Genomic DNA, 16032 nt, shown 5'->3' on the forward strand with positions numbered 1-16032 from the left:
GCCGCCGGGGCGGGCTGGGGCGTGTTTCGAAAGTCCCGTCCGGCCGGGCTGCGGGCGGACGACGCCACTGTCGAAACACGGCCTAGGAGCAGGACCGCTTGAGGTTCGCTTCGGCGGTGGCGCGCGCGGCCCGGGCGAGGTCGGCGAACTGGCCGGCGAGGGCGTCGATGACATCCGGGCGCAGGCGGTAGTAGATGTACCTCCCGCACGGCTCCGTCTCCACGACCCCGGCCTCGCGCAGCACCTTCATGTGATTGGACAGGTTCGTCTGCTTCGCACCCGTCTCCTCCATGAGGTGGGTGGTGCAGAGCGTCTCCTGGGCGAGCAGGCTCACGATCCTGAGCCTGAGCGGGTCGGCCAGAACCCGGATCAGATCAGTGTCGACTGATGTCATCATCCACTGATACTGTCACATCAGCGGCGGCTGATACCAGCCCCTGCTGAACCGTGCCGCAGTCGGCCCCCCGGCCGCGGCCGCCGCCTGCCGTGAAGGAAAGCCGATGTCCGCGAAACCGCTCGCGTCCGTCCTCTTCGTCTGCGTCCACAACGCCGGCCGCTCCCAGATGGCGGCCGGCTTCCTGCGCCACCTCGCCGGCGACCGCGTCGAGGTCCGCTCCGCCGGCTCGATGCCCGGCGAGACGGTCAACCCCTCCGCGGTGGCCGCCATGGCCGAGCTGGGCATCGACATCTCCGGCCAGACCCCGAAGGTCCTCACCCCCGAGGCCGCCCAGGCCTCCGACTACATCATCACCATGGGCTGCGGCGACGCCTGCCCGTACTTCCCCGGCAAGACCTACCTGGACTGGCGGCTCGACGACCCCGCCGGCCAGGGCGTCGAAGCGGTCCGCCCCATCCGCGACGAGATCAGGAACCTCGTCGAGGGCCTGATCGCCGAGATCGACACCGAGCGGACCGCGTAGGCGTCATCCGCCGCCCATCGCAACGGCACGTCAGGCGGCGCGGCGGTACGTGGCGCCGTCCCTGGTGCGGGTCAGCATCCCGCCGACCACCAGGTAGCGCCGGAGCGCCGAGTAGTCGTCGTGCACCGTGCGCAGCGCCTCGTTGACCTCGGGCTCGGTGTACGAACGGTCCCGCTCGAAGAGGGTCTCGGCCAGGTGGGCCAGCAACTGCTCGCGGCGGGCGGGCTTGCGCGGGATGGACGTCAGCCGCCCGCGGGAGAAGAGGGCGGACACGTCACGCGCGCCGCCCGTCAGGGTTTCGGACATGCCGGGAAGCCTCCCGCGCGCCGCCCCCGCGGGCAACGCATTTTCAGCGCCCTCCCGCGCGTACGAAGTCGTACGCGGCCCTGGCGGTGAACTCCGCCTGCCCGCCGCGCAGCAGGAGCCCCGCGCCGCGGAACGCGGGGTCGTCGACCGTCGCGGGCACGTACGGCACGGCGATGCACCGCATGCCGGCCGCCGCGGCCGCCGCCGCGCCGGGCGGAGCGTCCTCCAGGACCACGCAGTGCGCCGGCTCCACCCCGAGCCGCCGCGCCGCCTCCAGGAACACGTCCGGCGCCGGCTTGCCGCGCTCGACCTCCTCGGCCGACACGAGCGTGGTGAGGTACGCGTCCAGCCCCGTACCGGCGAGGATCGCCTCGATCGCGGCGCGCGACGAACCGGACGCCACGGCCATCGGTACGCCCTCCGCGTGCAGCAGCTCCACGAACGCCCGCATCTGCGGGAACACCTCGGTCGACGCGCGGGCCAGCTCCAGGTAGTGCCGGTTCTTGCCGGCCAGCAACTCCTCGATCGGCGCGTCGATCCCGTACTCCTCCTTGAGCGCCTCCAGCGTCTCGCGCGTCCCGATCCCGATGAAGTCGGTGTGGCGCTCCCAGCCGAAGCCGGTGACGCCGTACCGCTCCAGGAGCCGGCGCCCCGCCTCGTAGTAGTTCGGCTCGCTGTCGACCAGCGTGCCGTCGAGATCGAACAGGACCGCGGTGCGAGGGGTGCTCATGGCGTCCAGCATGCCAAGCCGCCGCCCGGCCACGCGGGTCACCCCCGCTGCGTACCGGCCGCCCGGCCCACCGCCTCCACCAGCGGCAGCAGCCGGTGCGGCACCCGCTCGCGCAGCGCCATCTCGGTGCGCGTACGCACCACCCCGGGAAGCTGGATCAGCCGCTGGATGACGTCCTCCAGGTGGCCGTTGTCCCGCGCCACGACCCGGGTGAGCAGGTCCCCCCCACCGGTGATCGAGAACGCCTCGACGATCTCGGGGATCGCGGCCAGCGCGTCGCCCACCTCGTCCAGGTGTCCCTGCGTGACCTCGATGTGCACGAACGCCAGCACCGGATGCCCGAGCGCGGCGGGGGAGAGGGCCGGCCCCGTACCGGTGATCACCCCGTCCCGTTCGAGCCGGTCCAGCCGCGCCTGCAGGGTGCCGCGGGCGATGCCCAGGATCCGCGCGTACTCCCGCACGCTGGTCCGCGGCTGCTCGATCAGCAGCCGGAGGATACGGGTGTCCAGCTCGTCGACGGCCATGGTCCTCGACCCCTCGGTGGTACGGCGTTTCCTCTGATCACCGTACCAATGGCTCAGCCGGCTCCCCCTTCTCGCGCAGCCACCTCGGCGCCCACCAGGTGGCGCGCCCGGCCAGCCGCATCACGGCGGGAACCAGCAGGCCGCGGACGACGGTCGCGTCCAGCACGGCGGCCAGCGCGAGCCCCACCCCCACCGCCTTCAGGAAGACCAGGCCGGAGGTCGCCAGCGCCACCATGACCACGGCGAGGATGATGGCCGACCAGGTGAACAGGCGGGCCGTACGGTCCAGTCCGCGCGCCACCGCCGTCACCGGGTCCGCCCCCGCCCGGCGCTCCTCCACCACGCGGGACAGGAGCATGCACTCGTAGTCCATGGACAGGCCGAACGCGACGCAGAAGGTCACCACCGGGATCTGCACGTCCAGGGAGCCCGTCAGGACGAAGTCGCCCACGAGCCACCGCAGATGTCCCTGCTGGAACACGAAGACCAGCGCGCCGAACGTGGCGCACAGGCTGAGGGTGTTGAGGACGAGGGCCTTGAGGGCCAGGACGGGCCTGCGGGTCAGCCCCAGGACGAGGGCCACCATGGACACGCCGACCAGCGTCAGGGCGAGTCCGAGCCGGTCGCCGATCGCGCCGCGTACGTCGGCGACCATGGCGTCGAACCCGCCGACGAGGGCGCGGGCGGGTGCCGGCACGTCCCTGATCGCCTCGATCCGGTCGGCGTTGGCCGGATCGCCCGGCTCGCCGGCCGTGACCACGGACAGGTACGCGCCCGGGCGGACCGTCCGGGGTGAGGCCGGTGAGGCCGGTGAGGCCGGCGGGGCCGGCAGGAACCGGGCGGCGGAGGGCGTGGGCCCGGCGGCGAGCCGTCCCGCGCGGTACGTCCCGGTGACCGTGTCCACCCGCGTCACACCCGCCACGGCGGAGACCCGGCGCGCGTACCGGTCCAGCTCCCCGGCGCGCGCACGGGCGTCCAGGTCCGGCAGGACGACGGTCGTCGCCCCGGCCGGCGAGTCGGGGAAGTCGTCCCGGAGCGCGGCACCGACGCCCGCCGCGGCGGTACCCGCGGGCAGCACCCGGTCGTCGGACATCGCGAAGCGGACGTCGGCGAACGGCAGGGCCAGCAGCACCATCAGGCACGTGACCGGGACGCCCGTGACCAGCGGTCGCCGCATCACCGCCAGCGCGACCCGCCCCCAGCGCCCGGTCGCCGCCGCCTCGTCCGCCGCCTCGCCGGTCGCCGCCCCCGTGGCGCGCGGGCGGCGCCACCGGGCGAACGCGTCCAGCCGGTCGAGCCGGTCACCCAGCAGCGCGAGCACGGCCGGCAGGACGACGAGGCTGCCCGCGGCCGCCATGACGGTGACCGTCACGCCCGCGTACCCGATGGACCGCAGCAGCGGGTGCGGGAAGACCAGCAACGCCGCCATGCTGCACGCCACGGTGCCCGCCGAGAACGCCACCGCCCGGCCCGCGGTGCGCAGCGCCGTGCCGAGGGCGGAGCCGAGCGCCGCCCCGTTCGTACGCTCCTCGCGGTACCGGGTGACCAGGAACAGGCTGTAGTCGATCGCCAGGGCGAAGGCCAGCGCGGTGCCGATGTTGAGCGCGTACACCGAGATCTCGGTGACGTCGGTGAGCCTGCGCAACAGCGCCGTCGTGCCGAGCGCGGCGAACACGCCCACCAGGACCGGCAGGGCCGCCGCCACCAGCGACCCGAACACCAGCAGCAGGAGTGTCACGGTGACCGGGAGGGCGACCAGCTCGCTCATCCGTGCGTCGCGGTCGGCCTGCCGGGCCACCGCGACCCGCGTGGCCGCCTCGCCCCCGGCTGTCACCTCCAGCGGACCGAACCGCCCCGTCACCTCCGGCACCACGCGCTCGGCGGTCCTGCCGCGCTCGTGGTCGCCGCCGCGCAGCCACGCCAGGATCAGCACGCCGCGACCGTCCCCGGCGTGCGACCACCCCCCGGAACGCGGCGCGTCCCACGGGGACCACACCCGCTCGACCCCCGGGTCGGCCGCCAGCCGCCGTGCCACCGCCCGGCCGGCCGCCACCGCGGCGGGCGCGTCCGGCCCCCGGCCGTCGGCGGCGCCGGTGCGGGCCAGCAGCACCAGCTCCGGTCTGCCCGCCCGGAAGTCCCGCCGCAGCACCTCCTCCGCCCGTAGCGACTCCGCCCCGCGCGACACGATGCCGCCCGAGGACAGACGGTCGGCCACGTCGTGCCCCGCCAGGGCGGACAGGACCATCAGCAGCAGCGCGACCACGCACACCGGACGCCGGTGCCGTACGGCGAAGGGGGCGGACGGGCCGCCACCCGGCCCTGCGGCGCCGCCACCGCCCGAGGGGAGCGGCGGCGGCACCGGGAGGGGCGCCGGTCCGGGCGCCGGTTCCGGTTCCGGCTTGGTCGTGATCGGCATGCGCACTCCTGCGACGGGTTCGGGCGGTCCGGTGGCGGCGGCTTTCCCTCCTTCTTCGTCCCGGCGCCCGTCCCACCTTGAGAGGTGGCCCATTGGCCCGCTCCCCACCGGGCGGACGGTCACCGGTATGGGCCAATGGCCCAGTGTGGAACGGTCGAGTTGAGCCATCGGGCCGGGAGGTGGTGTCATGGGGCCGTCGATGGCGCTGCGGATCCCGCGGCGCCTTTTTCATGCCGAGACACCGGACGCCATGGCGGCGCCGTGCATCACGAAGGGGCGGGAACTGTGCTGAAGAGGGTGTTCGTGGCTCCGGACCCGGGGCGTCTGCGTCTGCGCAGCGCGACCCGGGCCGTCCTCGGCATCAGCCTGGCGGTGGCCGTGTGCGGTCTCGCCGGGCACTCACTCGCGGCGGCCATCACCGGTGGTCTCGCCGCGCTCCTCGCGCTCTTCACCGTCACGGACGCCACCGTCCGGGGTCAGGTGGCCACCACCGCCCTGCTGCCGGTGGTCGGCTTCCCGGTGCTCGCCGTCGCGGCCGTCCTGCACGACCACCCGGTGGCCCGTGACATGGCCTTCCTCGCCGTCATGGGTGCCGGGGTCTACGCCCGCCGCTGGGGCCCGCGCGGCCACTCCCTCGGCGTCTTCGCGTTCATGACCTTCTTCGTGACGCAGTTCCTGCACACGCTGCCCGGCCAGCTCCCCGAGCTGTACGCGGCCGTCGCCCTGTCGCTGGTGTGCAGCTCGGCGGTCCGCTTCGGCCTCTGGTGCTACGAGCGGCGCCTGCCCCCGCTCGCCGCCCAGGTGCCCGCCGAGGCCCGGGGGCTCGCCCGCACCACCACGCGCCAGGCCGTCCAGGCGACCGTCGGCGGCGCCGTCGCGCTGGTGATCGGCCAGATGCTCTCGGGCGAGCGCTGGTACTGGGCCGTGGGCGCCACCTGGTGGATCTTCGTCAACACCACCTCGCGCGGCGAGACGCTGGTACGCGGCTTCCGCCGGGTCCTCGGCACGCTCATCGGCATCGCCGTCGGCTTCGTGCTCGTCGTCCCGCTCCAGGGCGCCGTCGTCCCCACGGCCGTCCTCGTCGCGGCCTGCGTGTTCGGGATCTTCTACACGGCCGCCGTCTCGTACACCTGGATGATGCTGTCGGTGACCCTGATGGCCGGGGTGCTGTACGGACTGCTGGGCGTGCTGGACCCGGCCCTGCTCGCGCTGCGCGCCCTGGAGACCGGCGCCGGAGCCCTCGGCGCGGTGCTGGCCGTGCTCCTCGTGCTGCCCGTCACCACCCACGCGACCACGGACGCGTGGATCCAGCGCGCCCTGCGCTGCGTGCACGTCTGCACCGCGGAGGCCGCGGCCCGCCTGTCCGGCACCCCGGACGCCGACCCGTCCCCCCACGTCGCCGAGCTGGAAACCCTGCTCGGGCGCGTACGCCTCTCCCTGGCCCCGCTCGTCCACCCGCTGAGCCCGCTGCGCGCCCGCAAGGCCCGCGCCGGGCAGGTCCTCGCGCTGCTGGATGCCTGCGCCCGCGAGGTGCGCGGACTGGCGTCCATCGCGGCGGACCCCGAGGCCTCGCACGACGCCCGGCTCGCCGCGGCGTGCTGGCGCGTGGAGACGGCCGTCGAGGCGCTCACCACGCCGGAGAAGGCCCGGGAGGCACGGGAGGCCGAGGAGGCCCGGACGGCTCCCGTCGACGCGCCGCACGCCGTTGGCGCCCTTTCCGAGCCCGCGCTCGTCCACCTGCACAGCCTGGAGCGCGCGCTGACCGAGCTCGCCGCCCCGCTGCGCACCTCCCCGAGGGAACCGCTGATCGGCGCGTAGTCCGCTGTCCCGAGCACCTCACCTCTTGGTCTAGACCTGCTAGCGTCGGGCGTGCACCGAGGCCGGCAGGCCGATCGGCGGGCGGAGAGGGGCAGCGCGGTGGCGGACGAGGCACAGCGGCACGGCGACGGGACCGGTGGCGGGACCGGCGGTGGCGGGGCAGGCGGGGGCGGACGGGGCCACCGTGAGGGGCGCGGTGCCGGCGCCCGGGCGTACGTCGGGTCGTTCACCTCGGCGGGCGGACGCGGGGTCCTCGCGGCGACCGTGAACCCCAGGACGGGCGCGCTGACCGTGACGGGCGCCTCGGACGCGGTCCCCGACCCCTCCTTCCTGGTTCCCGCACCCGGCGGAGAGGTCCTGTACGCGGTCAGCGAGACCGAGGAGGGCGCCGTCGCCGCGTTCGACGTCACCGGGCCCGCGCCCCGGCTCCTCGGCGACCCGGCTCCGGTGCGCGGGACGCACCCGACGCACCTGGCGCTCGCCCACGGCCATGCGCTCACCGCGAACTACGGCTCCGGCAGCGTGAGCGCCCTGCCCCTCGGCCCTGGCGGTGCGCCGGAGCCCGCGGGGGGAGTGCTGCACCACCACGGCACCGGCCCGCACCCGGAGCGGCAGACCGGCCCGCACGCCCACCAGGTGGTGCCGGCGCCCGGCGGCCGCTGGGTGCTGAGCGTGGACCTCGGCACCGACTCCGTGCACGTGAGCGCCCTCGACCCCATGACCGGCGAACTGACGCCGCACGGCCGGACCGCGCTGCGCCCCGGCAGCGGGCCGCGCCACCTCGCCTTCCACCCCTCGGGCAGCCACGCCTACGTCCTGGCCGAACTGGCGCCCACGCTCACCGCCTGCCGCTGGGACCCCGCCTCGGGGAGCCTCGTCCCCGTGGGCGAGCCGGCCGTCCTCCCGACCCGGCCGGGCGAGGAGGGGGAGAGCTACCCCTCCGGCATCGTCGCCGCCCCCGACGGGCGGTTCCTGTGGGCGGCCGTGCGCGGTGACGACGCCATCGCGGTCCTGGCGCTCGACGGCTCCCGCGAACGGCCCGTCCCGGTCGCGACCGTGCCGTGCGGCGGCCACTGGCCCCGCGACCTCACCCTCGACCCGCGAGGACGGCGCCTGTACGTGGCCAACGAGCGCTCCGGCGACGTCACCTGGTTCGACCTCGACCCCGAGACGGGGCTCCCGAGCCGGGCGGGGTCCATCGAGGCCCCGGCGGCGTCCTGCGTGGTCTTCGCCTGAGACGGCCGGGCCCGGCGCCGGCCAGGCGGCGGAGCGGCCCTCTCCGGACAGCGGAAGGGCCACCGCCGGACAGCGGAAGGGCCCGCTCCGGACGCATCCGGCGCGGGCCCTTCCGTACGGAGCCCCCGGCGAACCGCCGGTGCTCCGGAGCCGTCAGCGAACCGGGGTCCCCTGCGGCTGCGGCGCGATGCCGAGCGCCGTCGTGTACTGCGACAGCACCAGCTTGCCGACCGCCGGGTAGGCGCCCAGCGGCTCGGCCACCGGGCACTCCGCCGACTTCACGGCCTCCTCGAGCAGGCCCTCGGGCAGCTCCGGCCCGATCAGGTACGGGGCGAGGGCCAGCTGCAGCGAACCGGAGCCGCGCAGCTGCTCGGCGACCGCCGTCACCGATCCCTCCTGGTCGAGCGCGGCGGCCATCACCGGGACGGCGAGGCGGGCGGCCAGCAGCATGCCGGTGATACCGGCCGCCTGCACGGCCTCCTCGCCACCGACGGTCGCCAGCACGATGCCGTCGGCCGCCGTCGCGACCGTGAACAGCCGCGCCCGGTCGGCGCGCGCCAGCCCCGCCTCCGACAGGCGCACGTGGAGCGCCTCGGCGAGCAGCGGGTGCGGGCCGAGCACGTCGGTGAGCTCGGCGGACGCGCCGCTGTCCGCGACCGCCTGCCGTATGCGGTGGGTCAGGGCGCTGTCCGGGCCCGCCATGAGCGGCACCACCACGGCGGCCGGGCCCTCGGGCTCGGCGACCTCACGGCCGGCGGCACGGGCCAGCTCGTAGCGCTCGACGCGCAGCGCGGCCGCCCGCTCCAGGACGGCCGACAGCGTGGGGTACTCGGAGCCGTCGCCGTCCAGGAAACCGATCGCGGCCTCCAGGCCGGGCAGCTCGGAACGAGCGATGCTCACGACCTCTTCGGCCAGGCCGCGGACAGCGGCGGAAGGCGTGCCGGGAACGGCGAGAACGAGCGCGGGCGCGCCCTCGGGGGCCGCCACGGGTTCAGGGCGACGGTGCCGCCCGGACTGTCGGGGTCGCGGCATTCGTACAGGCAGGCCGGAAGCGGGCCCAGTGGGGGAGCTCATGGCGCCGCATGCTACTGGCTTTACCTGCTTCGACGCTTGGGGAGGGGGCGGTCAGGCGCCCTCTGTCCGGCTATGTCCGAGTCGCCGGTAGGAGGGTGATTGTTTCCAGCATGCCCGGCTCGCGAGGCAGCCGGAGGGTGCCCGTCGCGAGGGCCGCGGCGACGGCGAGCGCACCGTCGAGCGGATCCCCCGCCGCGGCGACCGTGCGCGCGTGCGGCAGGTGCTCCGCCAGCTCCGCGCGCAGGGGTACGAGGAGGGGGTCGCCCATGCGGAACAGCCCGCCGGCCAGCGCCACTTCGCGGTCCGCCCCGGGCGGGCAGACGGCACTCACCGCCTCCGCGACGTGCCGGGCCGCCCGCGCCAGGATGCCCGCCGCCACCGGGTCGCCGGCCGTGGCACAGCGGGCCACCTCCGGCGCGAACGAGGCGAGCACGGCCGCGCGGTCGGTACGCGGGTAGAGGCGGCCCGGGAGCGACGCGGGCGGCCCGAACACCGCCTCGACGCGCGCCAGCAGCGCCGCGGAACCTCCGCGCCGTCCGTCGTGCGCCCTCAGGGCGGCCTCCAGCCCGGCGCGGCCGATCCAGGCTCCGCCGCCGCAGTCGCCCAGCAGGTGCCCCCAGCCGTCCGCCCGGCGCCAGCCGCCGGACAGGTCCGTGCCGACCGCGATCAGGCCCGTGCCCGCGGCGACCACCGCGCCGGGCCGCTGCCCGAGCGCCCCGGCGTAGGCGGTCACGGCGTCGGCGGCCAGGGCCAGCCGCCCGGCCCCCAGCGAACGGCGCAGCGCGTCCGGCAGGGTTGCGCGCAGGTCGTCCCCGAGGGTCGTCATCCCGGCCGCACCGACCGCGACCGCCGCGAGCCCCGCCTCGGCGGTCGGCCCGTCGGCCCCGGCCCGCCGCAACAGCCCCTCGGCCGCGGGCACCAGCCGCTCCAGCAGGTGCCCCGCGTCGATCCCTCCCGCCCCGGTACGCACCGGCTCCCCGAACTCCACGCTCCCGACCGCGCGCACGCCACCCGGGTCACCCGCCGCCGAGGCACCGGCGCCGCCCGGCACCGCGCCGAGCGCGATCCGCAGCCCGGAACCGCCGGAGTCCACGCCCAGCACCCACGCGCCGCCGCTCATCGCCCCACCCCGGACCGCACGCCCCACCGGGCGCCCGCCCCGCTCGCGGGACCTGTCACGGGAGCCGCCAGTCGATGGGCTCGGCGCCCTGCCCGGACAGGAGTTCGTTGGTGCGGCTGAAGGGCCGCGAGCCGAAGAAGCCCCGGTCCGCCGACATGGGCGAGGGGTGCGCGGACTCGATCGCCGGGAGGTCACCGAGCAGCGGCCGGAGGTTGCGGGCGTCCCGCCCCCACAGCACGGACACCAGCGGCTTGCCGCGTGCCACCAGTGCCTTGATGGCCTGCTCGGTCACCTCCTCCCAGCCCTTGCCGCGGTGCGCGGCCGGCTTGCGGGGTGCCGTGGTCAGGGCCCGGTTGAGCAGCAGCACCCCCTGCCGGGTCCACGGTGTGAGGTCCCCGTTGGACGGGCGGGGCAGGTCCAGGTCGGAGTGCATCTCCCGGAAGATGTTCTCCAGGCTCCCCGGCAGCGGCCGCACCTCGGGCGCGACGGAGAAGCTCAGCCCCACCGCGTGTCCCGGCGTCGGGTACGGGTCCTGTCCGACGATCAGGACGCGCACCTCGTGGAACGGCTGCTGGAACGCCCGCAGCACATGCGCCCCGGAGGGCAGGTAGGTGCGTCCGGCGGCGATCTCCTGCCGGAGGAAGTCGCCCATTCCGGCGATGCGTTCGGCGACCGGCGCGAGGGCCTCGGCCCACCCCGGTTCGATGATTTCTTTCAACGGTCGTGCTGCCACGGCCGTCACTCTACTGGCGCAGCACGCCCGCCCCTCACCCGATCACCGCCGCCCGTACGCACAGCACGTCCGGCAGGTGGGAGGCCAGCAACCGCCAGCTGTCGCCGTCGTCCGCGCTCGCGTACAACTCGCCGTTGCGGTTGCCGAAATAGACGCCGGCCGGATCCGCGTCGTCCGTGCACATCGCGTCGCGCAGCACCGTGCCGTAGTGGTCGCCCTCCGGAAGGCCGGCCGACAGCGCTTCCCAGCTGCCGCCCGCGTCACTCGTACGGTAGACCCGGCACCGCCGCTCCGCCGGGACCCGGTCGGAGTCGGCCGTGATGGGGAAGACGTACGCCACGTCGGCGCGGTGCGGGTGGGCGACCGCGGCGAAGCCGAAGTCGGAGGGCAGCCCGGCGCCGATGTCGGTCCACTGGGCGCCCGCGTCGTCGCTGCGGTACACCCCCCAGTGGTTCTGGAGGTACAACCGGTCCGGATCGACCGCATCCTGGGCGATCTTGTGCACGCACTGCCCGAAGACCGGGTCGGGGTCCGGCAGGAAGACCGCCGACACCCCCTGGTTGGACGGGGACCAGCTCTCGCCGCCGTCCTTGGTGCGGAACACCCCCGCCGTGGACACCGCGACCGTCACGGCCTCCGGGTCCCTCGGGTCCGTGACGACCGTGTGCAGCCCCTCGCCGCCGCCGCCCGGCACCCATTTCGACCGGGTGGGGTGCTCCCACAGCGGCCGGACCAGCTCGAAGCTCTCCCCGCCGTCCTCGGAGCGGAAGAGCGCGGCCGGCTCGGTGCCCGCGTACACCACACCGGGCGCCGCCGGACCGGCCGGGTGGAGCTGCCACACCCGCTCCAGCGAAGCCCCCGTGTCCTTGGGGAACTTGACGGCCGGCCGCACCGGCTCCGTCCAGGTCGCCCCCAGGTCGTCGGAGTGGAACACCGACGGGCCCCAGTGAGAGCTGTCGCCGCCGGCCAGCAGGCGGGGCGTGGGCCCGCGCGTGTCGATACCGATCGCGTACACCGCCTGCGCGTTGAAGTGCGGCCCCTCGAACTCCCACCGGCCGCCACGCCTGCGGCCGGTGAACAGTCCCTTGCGGGTGCCTACGGTCAGTAGCACGTCGGTCATCGCCGACACCTCCTGGACGCCTTTGTCTCGGATACGGGCCAGTCTGCACCCGACCACTGACAGCGGCGTCCGAAGGCGGCGTTTCCCCAGCTCGGAGCGGGGGGTCAGACGGAGCGGTGGTACGGGTCGGGCACGTGCACCCGGCCGCCCAGCTCGCGGGCGGCGTGGCGTGCCCAGGAGGGGTTGCGCAGCAGCTCCCGGCCGAGCAGCACCGCGTCCGCCTCGCCGTTGGCGACGATCTTCTCCGCCTGCTCCGCCTCGGTGATCAGACCCACGGCGGCGACCGGCAGCCCCGTCTCCTCCTTCACCCGCGCCGCGAACGGCACCTGGTACCCCGGCCCGACGGGGATGCGGACCTTGGCCGCGTTGCCACCGCTCGACACGTCGAGCAGGTCGACACCGTGCTCCTTCAGCAGCGCCGCGAAGCGGACCGTGTCGTCGGCCGTCCAGCCCGCGGTCCCCTCCAGCCAGTCGGTCGCCGAGATCCGGAAGAACAGCGGCAGCTCCTCGGGCCACACCTCGCGCACCGCGTCGACGACCTCCAGGGCGAAACGCGTACGGTTCTCGAACGACCCGCCGTACGCGTCGGTGCGGTGGTTGCTGTACGGGGAGAGGAACTCGCCGATCAGGTAGCCGTGCGCACCGTGGATCTCGACCACCTCGAAACCGGCGTCCAGCGCGCGCCGCGCCGCGGCCGCGAACTGCGCCGTGACGTCCCGGATCTGGTCGTCGGTCAGCTCGTCCGGCACCGGGTGGCCCTCGGCGAACGCCACCGGGCTGGGGGCGACCGGCTGCCAGCCGTGCTCGTCGGCGCCGACCGGGCCGCCGCCCTTCCAGGTGCGGTCGGTGGACGCCTTGCGCCCGGCGTGGGCGATCTGGATGCCCGGCACCGTGTCCTGGGCCTTGAGGAACCGGGTGATCCGGCGCAGCGCCTCGACCTGGGTGTCGTTCCAGATGCCGAGGTCGTACGGGCTGATGCGGCCCTCGGGGGAGACGGCGGACGCCTCCAGCAGGATCAGCCCGGTGCCGCCGGCGGCGCGGGCCGCGTAGTGGGCGAAGTGCCAGTCGTGCGCCACGCCCGCGTCCGGCCCGGACGGCTCGGCGCTGTACTGGCACATCGGTGCCATCCAGACGCGGTTGGGGATGGTCAGCGACCGCAGGGTGCGGGGCTCGAACAGTGCGCTCACGGCGGACTCCATTCAGGGCGAGGCCGGGGTACGGCTCGTACGATAACCATCGTAGTACGGTGTCTGTCAAACTACGAGAGTGCTCGTACAATGGAGGCACCCGATGAACCTGGAGCCGCCGTGACCACCGCGACCAGCCCGCGCGACCTCGCGCACCCCGCGCGCGACGAGATCCGCCTCGAAGGCGTGCTCCACGCGCTCTCCGACCCCATGCGGCTGCGCGTCGTGCGCGAACTGGCCGCCACCGGCGCGGAGGTGTCCTGCTCGTCCATCGAGCTGCCGGTCACCAAGTCGACCACCACGCACCACTTCCGCGTCCTGCGCGAGGCCGGAGTGATCCGCCAGACCTACCGCGGCACGGCCAAGATGAACGGCCTGCGCCGTGACGCCCTCGACGCGCTCTTCCCCGGCCTCCTCGACACCGTCCTGTCCGCCGCCGAGGGGCAGGCCGCCCGCCTGAACGCCCCCTGACGACCACGGGCACGGCGACGGCCGACCACCCGCCCCGGCGGGCCGCTCACTCCTGGCCGGCGGCCGTCAACAGGCCCGACCAGTCCGGGATCTTGACCGAGCCGCGGCCCAGGGTGCGGCCGAGGGCGGTCTCCGCCTCCTCGATGGACAGCCAGCCCGGCCACTCCACCGGCCGGTGCCCCCACGCGCGCAGCGTGGCGAGCGGGTCGTCCGCCACCGTCCGCCGGGCCAGCGCCGGGGCGTCCGCCAGCAGCGAGCCCGCCGTCTCCTTGGCGCACGGCCGGTTCGTGCCGATCACCCCGGTCGGACCGCGCTTGATCCACCCCGCGACGTACTCGCCCGCCGACGGCACCCCGTCCCGCAGTACCCGGCCCGACGCGTGCGGCACCGTCCCGCGCGACGCGTCGAACGGCAGGCCCTCCAGCGGCACCCCGCGGTAGCCGACCGCCCGCAGCACCAGCTGCGCCTCGACGTCCTCGTACGCCCCGGTCCCGCGCACGCCCCCGGAGCCGTCCGGAACGGTGCGTTCGAAACGCACCCCGGCCGCCCGGCCACCCTCCTCCAGCACCTCCACCGGCCGCAGGAAGAACCGCATCCTGATGACCCGTTCGCCGGGGTCCCGCCCCATTGCCCGGCCGGTGGCGTCCGCCCAGCCGCGCACCACCTCCACATTGCGCCGGCCGACCGCCGGAAGCCCCGCCGGATCCGCGTACGCCGGGTCCAGCGCCAGATCGGCGGGGTCCACCTCGACCCGGGCCCGGGGCATCGCGCCCAGCTCGCGCAGCTCCTTGGTGGTGAACTTGGCCTGGGACGGGCCCCGCCTGCCGACCATGTGCACCTCGCGCACCCGGCTCGCGGCCAGGACGCCCAGCGCGGCCTCGGGCACATCGGTGGGGTCCAGCTCACCCGGCCCGCGCGCCAGGACCCGTGCGACGTCGACCGCCACGTTGCCGACGCCGATCACGACAGCCGACCGGGCGCCCAGCACGAACCCGCGGGCGGCCGCGTCCGGGTGGGCGCTGTACCAGGAGACGAACTCGGTGGCCGAGAAGCTGCCGGGCAGGTCCTCGCCCGGTACGCCGAGACGGCGGTCCCGCGCCGCTCCCACGCAGTAGACGACCGCGTGGTAGAGCTCCAGCAACCGTTCGGGCGTCAGGCCGCGCGCGCCGGCCTCGACGTTGCCGACGAAGCCGATCCGCTCGTGCTCCAGGACCGTCCGCAGGTTGTTCTGCAACGACTTGATCTTCTCGTGGTCCGGTGCGACCCCGTAACGGACGAGTCCGTACGGGCAGGGGAGCCGGTCCAGGACGTGCACCCGCACGTCCGGCACCGCGGTCTGCTCGACGAGGGACTGCGCGGTGTAGACCCCGCTGGGCCCGGAACCGACGACGGCGACACGAAGCACGGCTGCGCTCCTTCCCGCAGGGACTCCCAGCATCGCACCGCCGCGCCGGACGCGGGAGGTGTGTACGCGTGGACGCGCGCCGGCGGAGGCAGGACGATGCCATTTCACCGTAAATGTTGATCTTACCGGGCGTGCGGACGGGCGACCACCGGTGTTCGAGTCCGCCTCCCCCTCCTCGCCCGGGCCGCCGTCCCGCGGGCATCGTCACATCGCGCGCATGCGGGAGATCTCGGCCGTCTGCTGGGCGATCACGTCGTTGGCCATCTCCTCCACGCGGATGTTGTTGCCCTCCGACAGCACCTCGGTCGCCATGGTGACCGCCCCCTGGTGATGCGTGATCATCAGCGTCAGGAACAGCTCGTCGAAGGCCTTGCCGCGGGCCTCGCCCAACCGGGTCAGCTGGGCGGCGGTGGCCATGCCCGGCATCGTGCCGTGGTCGTGGCCCGCGTGCGGGCGGGGGCCACCGTTGGTTTCCAGCCACCCCCGCATGGCACCGATCTCCGGGGCCTGGGCCGCCGCGATGCGCGCGGCCACCTGTTTCACCCGCGTGGACGACGCGTGCCGCGCGGCCAGCTTCGTCATCTCCAGCGCCTGGCCATGGTGGACGATCATCATCTGGGTGTAGGTGAAGTCCGCCGCGTTGGGGGTGTCGGGCGGCACCGCCCGGCGCGCCTCCTCCGGCGAGATCGTCCTCGCGGGCTCGCCCGGCTTCCCGGGCGCCACCACCGCGGGGCCACCGCTCGCGCCCGCCGCCGCGGGCCGTGGTTCCGCCCCCGCCCGCGGTCCCGCGGGCTCCGCCTCACAGGCCGTCAGGGCGGCCGCGAGGGCCAGGACGGCCGCTGCGGCGACGCTTGCGCTGCGCTTCCACACGAAAGACCTCCAGGGGCACGTGGAACGGCGTGGACCGGCCGGTGCGTTCGGACGGCTTCACCGGGTCCGTACGGAACAAGTCTGGGCCGGGGCTATTGAGAT

Annotated in this window: 16 protein-coding genes; 4 read left to right on the forward strand and 12 right to left on the reverse strand. The window is 75.0% G+C overall.

From position 1 onward, the window contains the following. Nucleotides 1-82: 82 nt before the first annotated feature. A complete protein-coding gene (locus EIZ62_RS28955; protein WP_156695619.1) occupies nt 83-397 on the reverse strand; it encodes an ArsR/SmtB family transcription factor in 315 nt (104 codons plus the stop codon). Nucleotides 398-500: 103 nt separating this feature from the next. On the opposite strand from EIZ62_RS28955, the gene EIZ62_RS28960 reads away from it, so the two are divergent. After that, nucleotides 501-920, forward strand: a complete 420-nt coding sequence (locus EIZ62_RS28960) for an arsenate reductase ArsC (protein ID WP_156695620.1) — start codon at nt 501-503, stop codon at nt 918-920. A gap of 30 nt (nt 921-950) precedes the next feature. Here the strand turns inward: EIZ62_RS28960 and EIZ62_RS28965 are convergent, their stop codons facing one another. Genes EIZ62_RS28965 through EIZ62_RS28980 form a run of 4 tightly spaced genes read right to left on the reverse strand, consistent with a single transcriptional unit; the run spans nt 951 to nt 4896 of the window. After that, on the reverse strand, nt 951-1226 hold the full coding sequence (locus EIZ62_RS28965) for a DUF2087 domain-containing protein (RefSeq protein ID WP_156695621.1): 276 nt from the start codon (nt 1224-1226) through the stop codon (nt 951-953). 43 nt (nt 1227-1269) lie between these two features. Next, nucleotides 1270-1956 carry an HAD family hydrolase gene (locus EIZ62_RS28970; RefSeq protein ID WP_156695622.1) on the reverse strand — a complete coding sequence of 229 codons (687 nt, stop codon included), beginning with the start codon at nt 1954-1956 and terminating at the stop codon, nt 1270-1272. A gap of 38 nt (nt 1957-1994) precedes the next feature. After that, nucleotides 1995-2480: an Lrp/AsnC family transcriptional regulator gene (locus tag EIZ62_RS28975; protein WP_156695623.1), complete on the reverse strand. Its 486-nt coding sequence runs from the start codon at nt 2478-2480 to the stop codon at nt 1995-1997. Between the two features lie 37 nt (nt 2481-2517). Continuing rightward, the gene (locus EIZ62_RS28980) at nt 2518-4896 is read right to left on the reverse strand and encodes an MMPL family transporter (protein ID WP_167536435.1); all 2379 of its coding nucleotides are present in this window, start codon (nt 4894-4896) and stop codon (nt 2518-2520) included. Between the two features lie 285 nt (nt 4897-5181). On the opposite strand from EIZ62_RS28980, the gene EIZ62_RS28985 reads away from it, so the two are divergent. Both EIZ62_RS28985 and EIZ62_RS28990 read left to right on the forward strand, forming a co-directional pair. Beyond that, the gene (locus EIZ62_RS28985) at nt 5182-6714 is read left to right on the forward strand and encodes an FUSC family protein (protein ID WP_156695625.1); all 1533 of its coding nucleotides are present in this window, start codon (nt 5182-5184) and stop codon (nt 6712-6714) included. A gap of 99 nt (nt 6715-6813) precedes the next feature. Next, a complete protein-coding gene (locus tag EIZ62_RS28990; RefSeq protein WP_156695626.1) occupies nt 6814-7950 on the forward strand; it encodes a lactonase family protein in 1137 nt (378 codons plus the stop codon). A 153-nt stretch (nt 7951-8103) separates the two neighbouring features. Here the strand turns inward: EIZ62_RS28990 and EIZ62_RS28995 are convergent, their stop codons facing one another. The 5 genes from EIZ62_RS28995 to EIZ62_RS29015 form a co-directional block, all read right to left on the reverse strand. Then, nucleotides 8104-9024 (reverse strand): sirohydrochlorin chelatase, encoded by a 921-nt coding sequence (locus EIZ62_RS28995; protein ID WP_156695627.1) that lies wholly within the window; start codon nt 9022-9024, stop codon nt 8104-8106. 70 nt (nt 9025-9094) lie between these two features. Further along, the gene (locus EIZ62_RS29000; RefSeq protein ID WP_156695628.1) at nt 9095-10144 is read right to left on the reverse strand and encodes an N-acetylglucosamine kinase; all 1050 of its coding nucleotides are present in this window, start codon (nt 10142-10144) and stop codon (nt 9095-9097) included. Between the two features lie 55 nt (nt 10145-10199). Further along, complete coding sequence (locus tag EIZ62_RS29005; protein ID WP_156695629.1) at nt 10200-10877, reverse strand: uracil-DNA glycosylase; 678 nt, start codon at nt 10875-10877, stop codon at nt 10200-10202. Between the two features lie 34 nt (nt 10878-10911). Beyond that, a complete protein-coding gene (locus EIZ62_RS29010) occupies nt 10912-11997 on the reverse strand; it encodes a WD40/YVTN/BNR-like repeat-containing protein (RefSeq protein ID WP_156695630.1) in 1086 nt (361 codons plus the stop codon). Nucleotides 11998-12101: 104 nt separating this feature from the next. Further along, complete coding sequence (locus tag EIZ62_RS29015) at nt 12102-13184, reverse strand: NADH:flavin oxidoreductase/NADH oxidase (RefSeq protein ID WP_156695631.1); 1083 nt, start codon at nt 13182-13184, stop codon at nt 12102-12104. 90 nt (nt 13185-13274) lie between these two features. Here EIZ62_RS29015 and EIZ62_RS29020 point away from each other — a divergent pair, with 90 nt between their 5' ends. After that, nucleotides 13275-13655, forward strand: a complete 381-nt coding sequence (locus EIZ62_RS29020; protein ID WP_167536436.1) for an ArsR/SmtB family transcription factor — start codon at nt 13275-13277, stop codon at nt 13653-13655. 46 nt (nt 13656-13701) lie between these two features. Here the strand turns inward: EIZ62_RS29020 and EIZ62_RS29025 are convergent, their stop codons facing one another. Both EIZ62_RS29025 and EIZ62_RS29030 read right to left on the reverse strand, forming a co-directional pair. Next, nucleotides 13702-15060 (reverse strand): FAD-dependent oxidoreductase, encoded by a 1359-nt coding sequence (locus EIZ62_RS29025; protein WP_156695633.1) that lies wholly within the window; start codon nt 15058-15060, stop codon nt 13702-13704. Nucleotides 15061-15264: 204 nt separating this feature from the next. Further along, entirely contained in the window at nt 15265-15930 is a 666-nt protein-coding gene (locus EIZ62_RS29030) for a DUF305 domain-containing protein (protein ID WP_156695634.1), read from the reverse strand. Nucleotides 15931-16032: the final 102 nt, after the last annotated feature.

It is taken from the genome of Streptomyces ficellus, assembly GCF_009739905.1.
Taxonomy (GTDB): Bacteria; Actinomycetota; Actinomycetes; order Streptomycetales; family Streptomycetaceae; genus Streptomyces; species Streptomyces ficellus_A.